Raw genomic sequence first — 16,402 nt, 5'->3', positions numbered from 1 at the left:
GCTAAAACTCGCTCCGAACGGCAAATGGTTAGCCTTTCAGGCCTAAATCAATACCCGGCGACAGCGTTGACGGAAGTTCCAGACTGGCGGATTCGAGGGAAGCCATCGGCCAGGCACAGTAATCGGCGGCATAAAAAGCGCTTGGGCGATGATTGCCGGATGCACCGATCCCTCCAAACGGCGCATTGCTCGACGCGCCGGTTAACGGTTTGTTCCAGTTAACGATGCCTGCGCGCGCTTCAAGCAGCAGCTGCTCGAACTGTTCGCGCTGCTCGGAAATCAGTCCAGCGGCCAGCCCAAAACGTGTTTGGTTGGCGAGTTTGATTGCTTCATCAAAATCGCTGTAACGAATGACGCTCAGCAACGGGCCGAAATACTCCTCGTCGGGCACGCCGGAAATGCCGGTCAGCTCGATAATACCGGGCGTCAGCAGTGTGCTGTCAGGGCTTGGACGCGATAAGGTCAGCAGTGAAGTTGCGCCCAGATTGAGCAACGCATCCTGCGCCTTTAACATATTGCGCGCCGCAACGTCGTTGATAACGCCACCCATGAAGGGCTGAGGTTCGTCATCCCACGCGCCGACCCGCAGCGCGGCAGTGACCTCGACAAGGCGCTTGAGGAAGGCATCGCCCGCCTCGCCTTTTTTAACCAGCAGGCGGCGCGCGCAGGTGCAGCGCTGTCCAGCGGAAATAAACGCTGACTGCACGGTAAGATTAACGGCGGCGTCGATATCTGTTACCGGCTCGACAATCAGCGCGTTATTGCCGCCCATCTCCAGCGCCAGAATTTTTTCGGGCTGGCCCGCGAGCTGGCGATGCAGCTGATAACCGGTGTTGGCGCTGCCGGTAAACAGCAGGCCGTCGATTTGTGAAGAAGCCGCCAGCGCTTCGCCGGTGGAACGTCCGCCTTGCAGCAAATTAATGACGCCTGCGGGCAGACCGGCCTGCTGCCACAGGCGAATCGTCGCCTCGGCAGTGACCGGTGTCAGCTCGCTAGGCTTGAAGACAATCGTGTTGCCAGCCAGCAGCGCAGGTACAATGTGGCCGTTCGGCAGATGGCCCGGGAAATTGTAGGGACCAAACACTGCCAGCACGCCGTGCGGACGATGGCGCAGTACGGCTTCGCCATCGGGCATCGGGGTATGCTTCTCGCCGGTACGTTGCTGATTGGCCTCGAGGGAAATAGCGATTTTGCCAATCATCGCCTGCACTTCAGTTAGCGTTTCCCAGCGCGGCTTGCTGGTTTCCTGACTGATCGTCTCGGCCAGCTCGGCTTTGTTTTCCGTCAGCAGCGTGGCAAAACGCTGGATAATTTCAGCGCGCTGCGCTAAACCAAGGCGCGCCCACGCAGGAAAAGCACTGCGAGCCGACTGACAGGCAGCTTCAACATCTTCAGGACTGGCGCTCATCGCCGACCAGATTTTTTCCTGACTGACCGGATTTGATTTCTCCAGCAGCACGCCTTGGCCGCTGCGCCATTGTCCATCAATAAAAAGGGCTGGATGGGTCATAGTTCACTCGCTTGAGAAAGTTGTCGGGTTGAGGCGATTTGGCCAGCTTCGGGAAACAGCGGCACCGCGCGGATCACATGACCGGCTCGGACGCCGAGCACCTCGGCAGTGTGGGGATCCAAAGTAAGCTGCGAGGCATCGGCAGAGCCGTTTATAAGCACCGCACGAAACTCGCCATACTTTTCATTAGCGACCAGATAACAGGTGTCATCGTCGCTCGCGTCGGTTGTGCCGATCGCGACCTCGATAAGTTGGCTCTCTTTCACGGCGCGAAGCGTGTCGACGTCGCCTTCGAGCGTGGGACCCCCGTCAAAAATATCGACATAGCCCTGATAACGCAGCCCTTCTGTTTCGAGCAGCGCGCGGGCTGGCGCAGTCTGCGGATGTACTTCACCAATAACGGCGCGCGCCTCGGGGCTTAGCAAGTCGGCATACAGCGGATGTTTAGGCATCAGCTCGGCAATAAAAGATTTTTGCCCGAGTCCGGTAAGGCGATCGGCCTCGGCAAACGCCATGCCGAAAAAATGCTGCCCGAGGCTGTCCCAGAAAGGCGAATGACCGTGATCGTCAGAGACGCCGCGCATTTCGGCGATAACCTTTGGCGAAAATTTGTCGCGAAACGCCGCCATAAACAGGAAACGCACCTTCGACAATAACTGGCCGTTGCGACTATGACGAAAATCCGGATCTAAAAATAACGTGCAGAGTTCGCTGTAACCGGTGTGATCGTTGCTTAAATAAAGCGTCGGCACGGGCTTGTAAATATTCAGGCTTTTCGAGGCGTGAACCAGCGTGCCCAAACGAAAGTTGTACCACGGCTCGCTGAGGCCAACGGCGACCTCTAGCGCGCTGACGCCCACGACTTTTTGCTGGCTGACATCTTCCAGCACGAACAGATAACCTTGATCTGCCTTGTCCAGCCTGCCTTCCCACGTCGCGAGAGAACGCTCGATGCGCGTGCGAAGATGCGCTTCATCTTTAGGCAGCGAGGTCAGGCCGATGCCGGTTTTGGCCGACAGCTGCAAAATGTCGGCGATATCGCCGAGCCGCACGGGACGAATCAACATCATGATGAGTACCTCGCTACCACCGATAAAGGCGCGGTAATGTTGCCATAAGTTATGGGCATAGAACTTATGGACATTGAATTTATGAACAAAGAACTTATGGACATTGAACTTATGAACAAAGAATTCATGAACATAGTCGGGCCACGGCTTTTTCCAGGCGATTTAAACCTTCTTCAACGTCTGCCTCAGGAATAATCAGCGAAGGAGCAAAACGCAGGACGTTAGGTCCAGCAATCAGCGCAATCAGCCCTTCTTCAGCCGCCAATTGGGTCAGCTGTTTAGCCTGCCCGCTGTAACGTTCGTTCATTACCGCGCCAATCAGTAAGCCCATGCCGCGGATCTCAGAAAAAATCTTGTACTGATGATTGATTTGACTCAGGCGTTCGGTAAACCACAGGTGACGCAGCGCTACGCCGCCCAACACTTCAGGCGTGTTAATCAGCTCAAACACTTTGCTGGCAACGGCCGTTGCGAGAGGATTACCGCCGTAAGTGGTCCCGTGCGTTCCCGGCTGGAAATGACGAGCAAGAGTGTCGATGGTTAACATCGCACCAATCGGGAAGCCGCCACCCAAGGCTTTGGCGGTGGTCAGGATGTCTGGGACCACGTCGTAGGCCTGATAAGCATAAAGTTCGCCGGTTCTGCCGACGCCGGTTTGCACTTCATCGAAAATCAACACTGCGTCATGTTCATCACAAAGCGCGCGAAGTCCTTTGAGGAATTCTGCCGTAGCGGGCAAGACGCCGCCCTCCCCCTGTACCGGCTCAACGATGACGGCACAGGTACGCGATGAAATATGCTGAGCGACCGCGTTCACATCGTTAAAAGGTAGATGGGTAATGGCGGGTGGCAGCGGCGCGAAATCTTGCGAATACTTCGGCTGTCCACCGGTACTTACGGTAAATAAGGTGCGGCCGTGGAAGGCATTGTTAAACGCAATAATTTCGTTTTTATTGTGCGCATCCTTGGAGTGCCCCACTAAACGGGCAAGCTTGAGCGCGGCTTCGTTGGCTTCGGCACCTGAATTACAGAAAAAGGCCTTGTCGGCAAAGGTGGCTTCAACCAGCTGTTTGGCCAAACGAAGAACAGGTTCGTTGGTGTAACCATTGCCAAGGTGCCACACCTTATCAGCCTGTTCAGTTAGCGCCTGCAAAACGGCGGGATGTCGGTGCCCTAAGGCATTAACCGCAATACCGCCGGCAAAATCGACATAGTCTTTCCCTGACTGGTCCCACAACCAGGAGCCTGCGCCGTGGACCGGAATAAAATCTGCCGGAGCATAGACCGGGACCATGTAGTCATCAAACTGCTGGCGGGTTACACGCTGTTCCATATCAACCTCATCGTTTTTGCTTGCGTCGCTGTAGATGCGAAAATAAAACGTTTAATTATTCGCGCAGCGGCGGTGATTAAAATTGGCGAATTTTAGGTGTACGCTCCCTTTCCCTCTCAAAAGTGAGGAAATGAAAATTCGAAAAATTCATTTTTACTTTTACTTATTAGGCTTTTTGACCACGTAGGAGCTTGCCTGATGCCCTGATAATAGAGTGCAGACATCGTGCCAGCAAATGAAAAAAGTGAATAAAAAAGAGTGAGACAAGGAAAAACAACAAGTTAAAGTCGCCCACTATTCACATAAACTGCATAAAAAGTGAATATTTATTAAAAACTCCTTTGCCGACAAGGGTTCCGAAGAATGAGTATGCAGGTGAAAAAGTGAAAAAATTGTATGGGAATTGTGATCAATGGCACGCTTGACTGCGGCTGGAGGGGGTAAATGCACCTTAAAAAAGCAAGGTTGCACCAAAAAAATTTAAATCATCAATGAACAAAAGATCTATTTAATCACTATGAACTTTGACATCAAGGTAAGTTGAACGGTAAGTAGCAAAATATATAAGGAGGCTTAACTGTAAAGGTAAATAAAAATCAACATATGGGAAAGATGATTAGTACGATTTCAAAAAGATTAATTATTTATTTTTCATCAACATCATATTCATTATAAAAATCAAAACAATTAAGACGAAATGCAATTATTATTTAAGTAATAATTAATATAACCCTCTTTTTGTGATGTTTTTCGATAAGTTTAGTCAACACTCTTGAAAATGCAATTCAAGTCAGACACTATCTACGCTGTCATTTATAAAAAAGGATTAATATGCAACGTTTAGAAGGAGTAAGGAAATTTGAATATAAGTTTTTAGATTATATTCTTACTCGAGATAATCAGCTGATCAAAAGCACCACCTTTATTAGGACGGGTGCAAAAGAACTTGCTGTGTTGAGGGCTTTATTGGAATCAGCCGGTAAGTTAATGACAAAAGATGAATTGCTTGATCAAGTATGGGGAACGACGTTCGTTTCTGAAGAATCATTAGCACGCTGTGTTTATATATTAAGAAAAATATTAAAGAAGAATAATCATCAAGCATTGATTCAAACAGTGTATTCAAAAGGTTACATTTTCGTGGCAGAAGTAACTAAACACCTTCCGCCCGAGAATGTAGAGAGTGAAGTTGAAATTATCAAACCCCTTTTGACTTCGGTTTCCAACTCAACTTCCGCCTCCACTTCAAGATCGACGCCTAGTTTTAATTCAACTCAAGTTCCGACACCAAACCCGCCCTCTCCGACTCCACCTCCGCAACCTTCAAACTTTCAGGAGATGCTTGAGGCTTTGTTGGGTAATAAATTTTCACTTCTTGAAGTGTTAGGCCAAAAGCATATCGCAATCGAAATCAAAATCTCTTTACCCGCTCCAACTTTAGCAGCACCCGCTTTGCCTGCACCTGAAAGTGCAGGCAAAAATGTTGAGAACTAATAATTTCTTTTAAAATATAATTAACTAAAATGAAAAATAGCGTTTAGACATATCAGCTAATGAAGCGATAGTACTTGATAAAATTTTAACCACGTTATCATATATTGAATTTGCATTACTAAATCGCCCAGTCAACGAACTAATCGTCGTTTTTATTTGCTCCTCCTGGGCGTTGAAGCCGGTAAGCCAGGCTTGATATACCGTATTGGTCACTTCCGTAGGATCTTTATCATTTTCCTTTACGTAGATCATTTTGTTGATCATAGTTTCTAAAGGCGACATATCTAAAGTGACATAATAATCCTTTTTATTAGCTGCTAATTTCACGCTGCTTGCAGGCAACCCCATATCCTTCGCCCATTTTTTAGCATCAGCTTCAGATGTATTTTTACTGACGTTAGAAGGATAAAGTTGAAGTATTTCAAAAGAGCCATAAAATCTATTCTTTAGGGCTACAAGTTCATCACGTAAAGTTTTGAATTTAAATTTTACATTGCCTTCTTTGTCACTAGGGTCTGTCCAATTCCCCATTTTCGCCAAAATAGCACTCAATTCTTTATAAAACTGAATATATTTAGCAACCGCACCTTCGAAAACATCGTAATAGCTTTCTTTAACATTACCTATGATGTCCCCAATGCTGTCAGAAATATTTTTACCTTTTGACTCGGGAGCAAACTCTGAAATGCCAGTGTTTGCTAGATTCTGCTTCAAGGCCGTCATTAACTCACCGTGCTCTTGAGCAAATTCTTTGTTTTCGAATGCCTTAACAGATTCAAGCTGTGCATCTAAACCTAAAACGTTTTGTTTTAATAGATGATTCACAAATTGGGCATTAGACTTATCGGGACCACTATTAAATTTTTGATAATCAACAATAGCCTGTTTCAATGCATCAGTTTGAGGTTTTACCTCACTATCCGTTTGAATAGTTAATGACTCTGAAGTGAAAGACGACTCTTTTATTTGTAAGGCATATGAAACATTCAGTAAAGGCTTACTGTTGATGCCAGGAAAGTTGGATATTTGCATAGCATAACCCCTTATAAATTTTTAGCATCTACGAATGATTTCACTGGCAGTATTAGTACGATCTTGAAGAATGGTTTTGATTGAATTAATCAATTCCATTGCCGTACTTCTATAGTTATTGCTGCGGTCACGATTATTGTCAGTTGTTTTATTGTCTACAGAAGACTCTTGTTCTGCAAGCGTACTTTTTATTCTTTGCTCTGTCGCAAAAGGTGTTCCTATTGCAGTAACAATTTGTCCAGCAGGGGTACCAAGATTGCCGATCAACCTGAACTTTTCAAATCTATGGGAGTTTTTACGCTGATTTTCTATTTCGATATCATTAGGGTTTTTAGTTAATAATTTATCTTTATCAGATTCATACTCTGCATTTGCTTTGTTAAGTTTAGCATCTCGTTCCGCTCCCAATGCTTTTATACTCGCATCTTTAGATTTATCATTATTAGCGATATTATTTTTAGCTGCATCTATTTGTTTTTGCTTAGTATTAATAGCATTGTTATCAACATCACCGTAACCTGCCTCTCGGGCTTTTTTATTATTTCTCTGTAAAGCGCTAACTTCCTTGTCTAATTTTGCGATATCGCTTTTATCACTTTTATTGATATCAGTGTATTTTTTATCAAGCTTCGAAACATCATTTACATACTTGTTATTGATATCTCCTACTTTTTGCTTATTTACGTTATCTAATTTGTCAAGTTTTGTCTTAGTGGCGTCATCAATGCTATTTTTGGCAGAACTATCCTTGCTAGATTTACTATCCTTGCTAGATTTATTGCTCATACCAATAAGAGCCATTGTAGAGACGGCAATATTCACAGCAGCACCTGCAATCTGGGCTGTACAGTTTATCATTCCTTCTTTTCTCATTGCTTCTGCTCTTCGATCGACAGAAACTTTAGACGCTTTCATACCATCAGAACTGAATTTTATGGCATCTTGCTCGATCTTTTTCAACAGATAAATCAGGTCGGTCAGCACAAGTCCAAAATCCTGACGCGATACCGCTTTCACTTTTTTTAATTGTGGAGGATTAGTAAAAACGTCCTCTTCTGTCTGAATGTTTAAAATGATTTTTGAATGAAGCTCTTGCTTTGAGACGCTAACATTAGTTTGAACCGTGCTCAATATAGGGGTATTTTCAGTATTTACATCATTAATAACAGAGTTTTGCAGATGTTGTGCCACTGGCGAATGTAAAGAAATCATATATCTACCCTTATTTATACTTGGCGAGGATTTAAAATAAACAAATTCGAATTATTTCTTTCTATATTCAAAGAGGAAACTTGCTCGAACGCTTCAAGACTCGCCTTCATATCACTGATGAATATTTCAACGGCTATCTGAAGAAATTTACTTATCGCTTTGATATCTGCCATAGCAACGACAATCTGACTTTCTTTATCCGAAATTTCTTTAGTCGCTAGACCTGACTGAATGCTGTTAGCACCGTCAACAACCGTTTTACTCATAAAGCCAACTGTTATAGCTTTTTCTAAATGAGTCGAGAGATTCTTATATGATTCATTATCGCCTTTAAGCCCCAGGCTATTTCGCATTTTCGATATAGCTTTTGTGACATTTTTCGAGAGCATTTTTGATCCATTCTTCATCGCTTGAGGAATGGCCTTAGTCATAATCTTAGTCATCATCTTTTCAATCATAGGCATCATTTTTTTTATTAATGCCTTACCGGCAGTTTTAGCCGCGATGCTAGCAACGATTATTATGGCAACTGCGACGATAGCAGAAACGACAACCGTAATGATTTCTGAAATATCATCTTTTACACCAAGCTTTTTAAGCGCGGAGTTTATAAGATCGCCTATCACTTTCATCATGGGCTGAAATACATGCTCTAAAATAGGGGCCATGATGCGGCTAGTGATGCTTTTTCCCGTTACGGCTTCAACGATAGGATCAGCGACCATTAAGGCGATGCCCACCGCTGCCAATGCTAAACTCGCCCCGCCTGTGAAAATAGCCCCTACAATGCTGACGGCTGCAATCACGCCACCGAGAATTTTACCAACACAGCCCATCACTTTATTTAGTTGTTCGGCTTTACGAATTGCCTCTGCCTGTTCTTTTGCCTTTACCTGCATTTCAAGCTGTCTGGCTTCCTGGAGCTTTTGCGAAAGTTCAGCATTTGATTTTAGTTTGGCATCGGCACTCTCACCTATCAAATTTGAAAGTTGGCCGAGAAGAAGCGTAACGGCAGCTAATCCGGTTAAAAGTTGCTCATTGCCCACATTGCCAAGTGAAGGATTAGTACTTGATGCCGCCTTTACTTTTTCCCAGTGCTTATCGGCAATAAGTGATTTTTCGAATGCAATATTTGTTGAAGAAGTGGCTTTAACCTTTGTGGACTCTACAGCTAATTTTGCCGTTGAATTAACAGATTGAGCTCTATTGAGATCTTTTAAATAGATATCATACTTAGGGTCGTCAGGTTTAACACTAGCGAGCTTCTCCTGAGCAGACACTAAATCAAGCTCACTTTGCTTAAGCGTTGAAGTTGCCTGCTCGTGAGCATTAACATCAATTTTAGCATTCAATAGCGCTTGTTCACTTGCTGCAAGTGCCGAGGAATAATCAGCAAGAATTTGCTTGGCGTTAGACGCCTTTGATTGACTAAGAGCCGATAATTGAGTGATGCGGTTGTTAAGTTTGTCAGTGTTGCCTTGCGATAAAATTTGCATCAACTGACCCACCAACGCCGTTAAGCCCTTGGCTTTAGGTTGGGTTCCTTGACTATAGCTTGCAGGATGAGCTAACTCAGGCGCGCCAAAGCAGGCAGTTTTATCTTCTGGTAAAATATTTTGACTATCCAACTTAAGTAAAGAAGATAACGATGATGATTTGAATTGTCTTTTACCGACTTCATGGTTTGATGTTTCAATTGTGGAAAAAAACTCTGTATTGAGAGCTTGAACATTTCTTCGTGTAATAAGGTGCTCTGACATTTTAATTCTCCGTTAGTGCCTTAATATCATCAATAATTGACTCAATATTTGATTGATTATCTTCTGGATTTTTTAATGTTTTTAAATAAGCACTCGCTTTCGCGACCAGTAACGCGTCTTTACTGAGTTCTTCAATTAATTCAAAATAACGACGGGCTTTGACTTTTTCACCTAACATGAGCTGGCACTGACCTGCATAGAAAACGCTTCGATAATCATCATCTTTCATCGCAAAAACCACGGCATAAAGATCTGCTGCTTTTTGATAATGTTTCTTTAACTGGTATACAGCGGCAAGCCCCATAAAATAGTCAGTATTATAAAAATCGTACATGCATAAAAATTTGAAGAATGTTTCTGCATTATCAAGCTTACCTTGCTGGTAAAACTGATAGGCATGAGCATAAAGATTCTGCATCATATCTTCGGGAATTTGATGGACATCTTTAAGAGTCAGCTGATCTTCGAGACATCCTGATAATAAATCTGACAATTGTCTATCGGTGGCCAAATTGTCTCGCATCGTTAAAGCTCCTTAATAACCAAGTAGATAGGATACGATTATTTATTGAAGAGATTACAACACCGTTTCCATTTTAAAACTCACATATAACGCTCATTACTCTATATTTTTCTCCTTATCGACTGTCAATTTATCATTATGTTCAACGGACTCTTCCATCCAACCATTATCAACCTGTTCTAACCAGAAAAGCATTTGCAACACTGAGTCCAGCTCCTCTAAGTTGATAAACGAATATTTACTGTGCGTATGGAAAATTCGCCTTGCTAAATTAATATTTTCAATTATAGGAACCCCTACTTTTCTAGCGTACTCCTTAACGGCAATCGCACACTGATTAGTTTCAATAACAGAAATAAAGGGAATCGGTACCACGTCGACATTAAAATATATTCCAATTGCAATATGAGTTGGGTTTGCGATAATCAGCTTAGAGTTGGAAATATCCATTTTGGTCTGTTCATTCAGTATTTCAGCATGTAATCCCCTGCGCATCGATTTAATTTCAGGATTCCCATCTTGGTCCTTTCGCTCTCTTTTAACCTCTTGTTTGTCCATTTTGAGTTCTTTGATATAAAGAAAGTATTCAGCTACAGCATCTAAAACGATCACAATGACCATGCCTAGTAGACAGCTAAACACCAAACTCTGAAGGATTTTCCCCCAAGTAAAAATAATTTGTTGTGGAGTTGCATTGATTTGCATAAAAATAATATTTTTGTACTCACTCCACGAATGCCGCGCAACCAGAATAAAGACCAAGATGTACAGAACGGTTTTTATCGTATCTTTGACGGTTCTGAGACTGAAAAGCTTTTTAAAACCTTTTACTGGATTTAAGGCACCAATGTTAAATTTAAAAACTTTGGTAGCCATAGCAAAACCTGTCTGAATAAGTGACGGTAAAGCTGAAAAGCAAATACAGAGAGCAAGGAATGGCACGATAATCTTTAAAGCAAGGATAAACACGCTTTGAGCATATTTGTTGATATCGGGAATAAATCCTACTTGTAAAGAGAGTTTCCATGCGCCAGCCATATCATTTACAAAATCAAAAAGAGGAATATAGCTAATTCCAATAAGAATTAGGCAGGATATTGTGACATCTTTAGATTTAAACGTTTGACCTTTCTTAACCGCATCTTTTATTTTCTTTTGCGTAGGCTTTTCTGTCTTACTTAAAGACATGTTTTACTCTCATAAACTTAACTTGCCTGCGACAAAGGTTAACGATCTTACTATGCCAGGCAATGAATTAGGAATGTAAAGGATAAGGATAAAAAAACCGATAAAGCTTTTTATTGTTAATGACAATGAGAAGACGTTCATTTGTGGAGCGAAACGCGATAATAATCCTAAAATTGCCTCTGTTAACAGAAAGATAGCAGCCAAGGGACTGGCAACCATGACCGCACGGGTGATAATGAAATTCAACATTGGAGGAATCAATTGAATAGCAGGTAACCTAAACTCTGTAGGCCCGATCAATTCGTAACTTTTATGAATCGTTTCCAACATTAAAACCATCCCTCCAGTATTTAAGAAAATAACCGTGCAAAAGAGATTGAAAAAGTTTGCCAATTCAGAGGTGTCTACCCCACTTACTGGATCAATGCTACTACTAATAGTAGCACCGCGTTGGTTATCAATAATACAACCTACGGCATGGATAATCCAAAATGGAGTACAGATCAAACAGGCTAATAATAAACCTATGAATACTTCTTTACTGACCAATGCAAGTTTTTCCAAGAGCGGTAACTCAAGAATAAAATTTTCGTGGCCTGGATATAATGCCATGCCGAGCAACATTACGACCGGTATACGTATAGTATTGTTTATTACGTTGCTATTTAAAAAAGGCAACATAATAAACATCGGCATGATCCGTGCTGATGATAATGCAATATTGATAAGTATTTGATAAAAATAGTCAGTATGAGCAATCATTTGAAATCAGCTATCATGATGATAATGCAAACCTAAATACTTCTCGCGAGTAATTTAAGAGTATTTCACTGTACCAGCCAGACATCAAAAATATACATAGTGTCACACTTAACAATTTGATACCGAAAGGTAATGTTTGTTCCTGTAATTGAGTTACTGTCTGAATTAAACCAACAAGTAAACCCACTATAGTAGCAACACATATCGGTCCGGCAGACAAAATCAACACCAAATACAATACCTTGTTGCCTGCATAAAGCATGTCACCCATAATCGCTCCTTAAGTTGGCAAATCCATATATTGTAAAATGAGCCCTTGGGTTAGAACCGTCCACCCATCCATGGCTACAAATAATACTAATTTGATAGGTACTGAAATTGTTACCGGGCTCATCATCATCATACCTAATGCTAATAACACGCATGAAATCAACAGGTCGATAACAACGAATGGCAAGTAAATATAAAATCCGATTTTAAAAGCACTTTTTATTTCACTTAATGCATAAGCGGGAAGTAACGAAATAATTGATATTTTATCCGGCACCGCTTGAATGTCATCTTTACCTTCGCCCTGCTGAATTTTTTCAAAAAAATTGGTTAATTCAGGATCAGAATGCCGTTCAAGATAGTCTCTATAGCTTGTTAAGCCATCATTAACAAACTCGACAACCGAAGGGATATCATTGTAATTTGTCTTGTTAGCTATGGAATACTCATAACCATTTTTAACTATCGGGCTCATAACAAACATAGCTAATAACAATGCAATTCCGTTCAGAGTCATGTTTGAAGGGATTTGTTGTAGACCGAGTGCATTTCTTACCATAACAAACACTATTGAAAATTTTATATAGCAGGTTCCACAAGCGATCAAAAAAGGCAACAAGGTCGCTAACGCTAAAACGCCAATCAGGGGAAGATCGTTATTTAGTGGCATTGCCATCTTCCAAGCTGTTGATTAGAATTGCTGGTTTATCCTCTAACCAAATTAACTCGCCTTGAGCGAGGTTGATACCATTTGCTTGAATTATTATTTTTTTATAATTATCTTCTTCACAAGGTAGAACTTTACCACGAAACAAATCCTGCAATTCCCCTATTGTCAATTTACTTTGCTGTAAAATATAAGTAAGTGAAATTGGAAGGTCATCTAGCGGCAGAACACCTAATCTCTCTTGCAATCTATCAATATACTCATTATCACTAAAGTCTTTATGAGTTAAATCTTCATTGTTTTCAAAAATCACGTTTTCATCCTTAATACTGTATTTTCCTAGTATGTTGTTTTCTAACATTATATATTCGCATTGAAAACTGACCAGTAATGCATCACCTAATTTAAGACGACTCAACAACTTCGTACTTATAGTGCTTTCACCTAATAAAAAATAAACATTCAACTTAAAACGTTTAATTAGCTGATTCGACAATTTTGCCGAAAGAGATTTTGAATCTAGTTTTGGCAGTGAAGATATCCAGACCTTGCCCTGTTTGGAGCTAAAACTTAGTAGAGAATATAAATATTCAGTCGTAACACTTACAGGAAAAGCTTCCACTATTTGAGTATAAGTATACTCTGAGTAAACAATATCAATAGGTATATAAGTGTTAAGAAACAACTCGATAAGTTCGTCCTTGTTCCACGATTCAAAACTCATTCCGCGTTGATGCATAAAAAAGTATTGAAACCAAGAATAAAGGTTAATTATTCCAATCCAACCCTCATATGTTTTGAATTCAATTAAATTAGTTAGATCAAGTGGAACTGTCTGATCGTTATCCCTATCCACCGAGCACCAATATTCTCGGGTAATAATTTCATTGATTTCTTTTTTATCTAAATTACGTAATTTATGATTAATCACATGAAACCTTCGTCCGTTTCATTCTCAAAGAGGCTATCTCTGGGTATCAAAGACCACTTAATACTATCGGATAAAGAAGATCTCTTATGGTTTAATAGCCGTTGTACATGTTCTGAAGAGGGTGTTAGGGTAAAATGCCCCTTCATTGCTAAATTTATAGCTACGCTGCTGCCCATTGGTAATTTTTGAAAATTATAAATTACGGGAAAGTTATCTGTCGGTTTAACGACGTCAAAAACTGGCATATTTTTACCCGTTTCTTTAGGTGTTTTAATATAATCAAGATTTGTTGGATTGCTTTTCTCTGTTGTTACAAGCCTAGCATCGTGACTTAAATTATATTTACCAAGTGACATAACATTTGATTCAAGATCATTAACTATCCTCATTTTTTGTAAAGGGTTTTTATCTAACACATCTACATCAATGTTTTTTAATTTTTTGTCCAAAACTCTGTCATCAGTAGCCTGAGCCATTATTGTTGAATAAGCGTTCTCAGGTCTTTTTGCAGCGGTGATCAAAAGATGAATTGCAGTCTCTTTTTTTACTACTTCCTTAATATCTAGAGTGGAATTTTTCAAAGACGCTTTCAATTTAAGTTTTTCTTTGTTCTTCTTTAAGTCATGCACTACTGAAGGCTTAATATTTGTGTGATTATCATCTAAAAAAATTTTTTGGATATCGATATGAGTTTTCTTTGAGGATAATTTAAGATTACGGTGTGATTGTTCTGAATTTTTATAATCTAGTGAGTTATTTTCCTCTTTAGATATTTCATTACAATTTAGGTTTAAAAAATCAATTTTATCAATATGTTTCTTTTTTTTAGATTTTTCAAATGCTATACGCTCTTCTAAGCTGTGCAACTGTTCATTTTTTCTAAAGTCATGTGATATATGTAGGACTGGAGATTCTTTAATTTTCATGATAAGTACTCCTCTAATTCAGATTCTTCTTCAGATAAATTCTTTCTAAGCTGCACCAACTTTGATTGAGCTAATAATTGAATGAATTTTTTAGATTTATTTTCCAATATTAAGAGTAAGTGGGATATTTCTTTCTTTTTTAAAGTGAGCTCGTCTATCTCACTCTGAACCTGCAGACATTCCAGCTCAACACTTAGTAGTTTCCGTCTAAAGACTGCAACCTTGCGCATTTCCTCAAATAAGGTAGCTCTATTGTTGCAAGCTTTGTAACAATATTCTTTGATTAGTTTCTTTATGACATCTTGCTGAACTTTTAATTCTTCACGTTTGATTATTAGTCCATCCCGGTTTCTGATAGTCATGTATAGATTTTGCCGGGCTTGTAAATTTCTCGCCTGATAATGAGCATATAGGGCGTTTATCTTACGATGCGATTTCATGCAAATCTTTTAATGTCAAAGTATAATCATGCACATCCTCTGCAGATTGGCATAACCATTCTCGTATTTGATGACGTTGATTGATGGCTTTATCATTTTCCAAATTTTGCCCGTATTGATATTCACCGATGTCGATCAGCATTTTTGTATCATCAATTATGGCGAGCTTTCGTCTGATGGCAGCGGCACTTTTTAAATGCTCTGATGTGCACACTTTACTGGCTACTCGACTCAGGCTATGAGGTACATCAATAGCAGGAAAGTGATGTTGGGCAGCTAAATGTGGGTCAAGGTAAATATGACCATCTAATATAGACCTGATTTCATTGGCAATAGGGTCTGTTTCATCATCACCTTCGAGTAGTATGGTGTAAAAGGCGGTAATACTCCCACACGCAGCATTGCCCGCTCTTTCCAACACACGAGGTAATGCTTCAAAAACCGATGCAGGATAACCTCTCCTCGCTGGCGGTTCGCCCGAAGATAGGGCCAAATCTCTTAGAGCTCTTGCATAGCGTGTTATTGAGTCGATGAACATCACTACATTTTTTCCGCAATCTCGAAAATATTCGGCAATAGTAGTGGCAATAAGTACAGAGTTACATCGATCCAAAGATGAGTAATCAGAGGTGGCAAAAACAAGAACGCAGTCACTTTTTCTGCCTGACATCTTGAGAATTTCCATAAACTCTGCAACTTCTCTCCCTCGTTCGCCAACGAGTCCTATGACAAAAATATCTGCATTGATATTGTTTATCAGCATCTGCATTAACGTCGTTTTCCCTCCGCCTGCGGACGCAAAAATACCAATACGCTGACCCATCCCGCAGGTTAGCAGTGCATCTATGACCTTAATTCCCGTCACCAACGGCTTATTGATACCTTTCCGACTTTGCCAGGATGGTGCAGGTGCATGAATCGCACGAGTTTCATTTAACAGAGGTGAATGACTGCTCACGAAGGAATCCATGATTCTACCCTCAGGATTAACGACAGTTCCTGCCAGATCTTTACCTACTTTAATTATGAGTTCGTGGCCCGTAGGGTGAATAATGGATTCACGTGACAAGCCGTTTGCATGGCCTAGTAAACTCAAAATAGTTCTCGTTGGACTAAAACCTAATACCTGCGCTCGTCCAATAAGCTTGGGATTAAAGATGCTACGGCGTAGTTCGCAAATTTCACCGATGAAAACGCCATCCAGATCAGATTCAATGATTGGTGTTCGAATAACAATCGGATGCGCCTGAACATTCAATAATGGAGGAGTTGGCATTTTCATTC

16 protein-coding genes are annotated in these 16,402 nt (G+C 41.3%); 1 reads left to right on the top strand and 15 read right to left on the bottom strand.

The window, feature by feature from the left end; genetic code table 11:
- Positions 1 to 28 precede the first annotated feature (28 nt).
- From astD to SC206_RS19940, 3 genes are all read right to left on the bottom strand, one after another.
- Positions 29 to 1,510, bottom strand: coding sequence for a succinylglutamate-semialdehyde dehydrogenase (astD, locus tag SC206_RS19950; RefSeq protein ID WP_332740088.1), 1,482 nt, complete (start codon positions 1,508 to 1,510; stop codon positions 29 to 31).
- Positions 1,507 to 2,580: an arginine N-succinyltransferase gene (gene astA / locus SC206_RS19945; RefSeq protein WP_332740086.1), complete on the bottom strand. Its 1,074-nt coding sequence runs from the start codon at positions 2,578 to 2,580 to the stop codon at positions 1,507 to 1,509. Before astA ends, astD begins: the two co-directional genes overlap by 4 nt.
- Before the next feature lie 124 nt (positions 2,581 to 2,704).
- Positions 2,705 to 3,913, bottom strand: coding sequence for a bifunctional succinylornithine transaminase/acetylornithine transaminase (locus tag SC206_RS19940; protein ID WP_332740085.1), 1,209 nt, complete (start codon positions 3,911 to 3,913; stop codon positions 2,705 to 2,707).
- An 831-nt stretch (positions 3,914 to 4,744) separates the two neighbouring features.
- Here SC206_RS19940 and SC206_RS19935 point away from each other — a divergent pair.
- Entirely contained in the window at positions 4,745 to 5,407 is a 663-nt protein-coding gene (locus tag SC206_RS19935) for a winged helix-turn-helix domain-containing protein (protein WP_332740084.1), read from the top strand.
- Positions 5,408 to 5,431: 24 nt separating this feature from the next.
- Here SC206_RS19935 and SC206_RS19930 read toward each other — a convergent pair whose 3' ends face one another.
- The 12 genes from SC206_RS19930 to sctN all read right to left on the bottom strand — a co-directional run bounded on the left by SC206_RS19930 (position 5,432) and on the right by sctN (position 16,394).
- Complete coding sequence (locus SC206_RS19930; protein WP_332740083.1) at positions 5,432 to 6,439, bottom strand: IpaD/SipD/SspD family type III secretion system needle tip protein; 1,008 nt, start codon at positions 6,437 to 6,439, stop codon at positions 5,432 to 5,434.
- A gap of 21 nt (positions 6,440 to 6,460) precedes the next feature.
- The gene (locus tag SC206_RS19925; protein ID WP_332740082.1) at positions 6,461 to 7,651 is read right to left on the bottom strand and encodes a hypothetical protein; all 1,191 of its coding nucleotides are present in this window, start codon (positions 7,649 to 7,651) and stop codon (positions 6,461 to 6,463) included.
- 14 nt (positions 7,652 to 7,665) lie between these two features.
- Positions 7,666 to 9,411 carry a type III secretion system translocon subunit SctE gene (gene sctE / locus SC206_RS19920; protein WP_332740081.1) on the bottom strand — a complete coding sequence of 582 codons (1,746 nt, stop codon included), beginning with the start codon at positions 9,409 to 9,411 and terminating at the stop codon, positions 7,666 to 7,668.
- 1 nt (position 9,412) lies between these two features.
- Entirely contained in the window at positions 9,413 to 9,934 is a 522-nt protein-coding gene (gene sicA / locus SC206_RS19915) for a type III secretion system translocator chaperone SicA (protein ID WP_332740080.1), read from the bottom strand.
- A gap of 96 nt (positions 9,935 to 10,030) precedes the next feature.
- Positions 10,031 to 11,122, bottom strand: coding sequence for an EscU/YscU/HrcU family type III secretion system export apparatus switch protein (locus tag SC206_RS19910; RefSeq protein ID WP_332740079.1), 1,092 nt, complete (start codon positions 11,120 to 11,122; stop codon positions 10,031 to 10,033).
- Between the two features lie 9 nt (positions 11,123 to 11,131).
- Positions 11,132 to 11,884, bottom strand: a complete 753-nt coding sequence (gene sctT / locus SC206_RS19905; protein WP_332740077.1) for a type III secretion system export apparatus subunit SctT — start codon at positions 11,882 to 11,884, stop codon at positions 11,132 to 11,134.
- A gap of 13 nt (positions 11,885 to 11,897) precedes the next feature.
- A complete protein-coding gene (locus tag SC206_RS19900) occupies positions 11,898 to 12,155 on the bottom strand; it encodes an EscS/YscS/HrcS family type III secretion system export apparatus protein (protein WP_332740076.1) in 258 nt (85 codons plus the stop codon).
- A gap of 9 nt (positions 12,156 to 12,164) precedes the next feature.
- Positions 12,165 to 12,824: an EscR/YscR/HrcR family type III secretion system export apparatus protein gene (locus SC206_RS19895; RefSeq protein WP_332740074.1), complete on the bottom strand. Its 660-nt coding sequence runs from the start codon at positions 12,822 to 12,824 to the stop codon at positions 12,165 to 12,167.
- Positions 12,811 to 13,752 (bottom strand): FliM/FliN family flagellar motor switch protein, encoded by a 942-nt coding sequence (locus tag SC206_RS19890; RefSeq protein ID WP_332740073.1) that lies wholly within the window; start codon positions 13,750 to 13,752, stop codon positions 12,811 to 12,813. Before SC206_RS19890 ends, SC206_RS19895 begins: the two co-directional genes overlap by 14 nt.
- The gene (locus tag SC206_RS19885; RefSeq protein ID WP_332740072.1) at positions 13,749 to 14,678 is read right to left on the bottom strand and encodes a hypothetical protein; all 930 of its coding nucleotides are present in this window, start codon (positions 14,676 to 14,678) and stop codon (positions 13,749 to 13,751) included. Before SC206_RS19885 ends, SC206_RS19890 begins: the two co-directional genes overlap by 4 nt.
- Positions 14,675 to 15,118 carry a hypothetical protein gene (locus SC206_RS19880; protein WP_332740071.1) on the bottom strand — a complete coding sequence of 148 codons (444 nt, stop codon included), beginning with the start codon at positions 15,116 to 15,118 and terminating at the stop codon, positions 14,675 to 14,677. Before SC206_RS19880 ends, SC206_RS19885 begins: the two co-directional genes overlap by 4 nt.
- Positions 15,102 to 16,394: a type III secretion system ATPase SctN gene (sctN, locus tag SC206_RS19875; protein WP_332740070.1), complete on the bottom strand. Its 1,293-nt coding sequence runs from the start codon at positions 16,392 to 16,394 to the stop codon at positions 15,102 to 15,104. The genes SC206_RS19880 and sctN overlap by 17 nt, the downstream gene beginning before the upstream one ends.
- Positions 16,395 to 16,402 lie beyond the last annotated feature (8 nt).

It is taken from the genome of Rouxiella sp. T17, from assembly GCF_036663475.1.
In the GTDB taxonomy this organism is placed as follows: domain Bacteria; phylum Pseudomonadota; class Gammaproteobacteria; order Enterobacterales; family Enterobacteriaceae; genus Rouxiella.
This window is presented reverse-complemented; position numbering and strand designations above follow the sequence as displayed.

Coding starts and splice junctions, on each gene's coding strand:
- sctE (WP_332740081.1), bottom strand. CDS start 9,411: ATGTCAGAGCACCTTATTACACGAAGAAATGTTCAAGCTCTCAATACA.
- SC206_RS19910 (WP_332740079.1), bottom strand. CDS start 11,122: ATGTCTTTAAGTAAGACAGAAAAGCCTACGCAAAAGAAAATAAAAGAT.
- SC206_RS19935 (WP_332740084.1), top strand. CDS start 4,745: ATGCAACGTTTAGAAGGAGTAAGGAAATTTGAATATAAGTTTTTAGAT.
- SC206_RS19900 (WP_332740076.1), bottom strand. CDS start 12,155: ATGGGTGACATGCTTTATGCAGGCAACAAGGTATTGTATTTGGTGTTG.
- sctT (WP_332740077.1), bottom strand. CDS start 11,884: ATGATTGCTCATACTGACTATTTTTATCAAATACTTATCAATATTGCA.
- SC206_RS19885 (WP_332740072.1), bottom strand. CDS start 14,678: ATGAAAATTAAAGAATCTCCAGTCCTACATATATCACATGACTTTAGA.
- sicA (WP_332740080.1), bottom strand. CDS start 9,934: ATGCGAGACAATTTGGCCACCGATAGACAATTGTCAGATTTATTATCA.
- astD (WP_332740088.1), bottom strand. CDS start 1,510: ATGACCCATCCAGCCCTTTTTATTGATGGACAATGGCGCAGCGGCCAA.
- SC206_RS19940 (WP_332740085.1), bottom strand. CDS start 3,913: ATGGAACAGCGTGTAACCCGCCAGCAGTTTGATGACTACATGGTCCCG.
- SC206_RS19880 (WP_332740071.1), bottom strand. CDS start 15,118: ATGAAATCGCATCGTAAGATAAACGCCCTATATGCTCATTATCAGGCG.
- SC206_RS19895 (WP_332740074.1), bottom strand. CDS start 12,824: ATGCCACTAAATAACGATCTTCCCCTGATTGGCGTTTTAGCGTTAGCG.
- SC206_RS19930 (WP_332740083.1), bottom strand. CDS start 6,439: ATGCAAATATCCAACTTTCCTGGCATCAACAGTAAGCCTTTACTGAAT.
- SC206_RS19925 (WP_332740082.1), bottom strand. CDS start 7,651: ATGATTTCTTTACATTCGCCAGTGGCACAACATCTGCAAAACTCTGTT.
- sctN (WP_332740070.1), bottom strand. CDS start 16,394: ATGCCAACTCCTCCATTATTGAATGTTCAGGCGCATCCGATTGTTATT.
- astA (WP_332740086.1), bottom strand. CDS start 2,580: ATGATGTTGATTCGTCCCGTGCGGCTCGGCGATATCGCCGACATTTTG.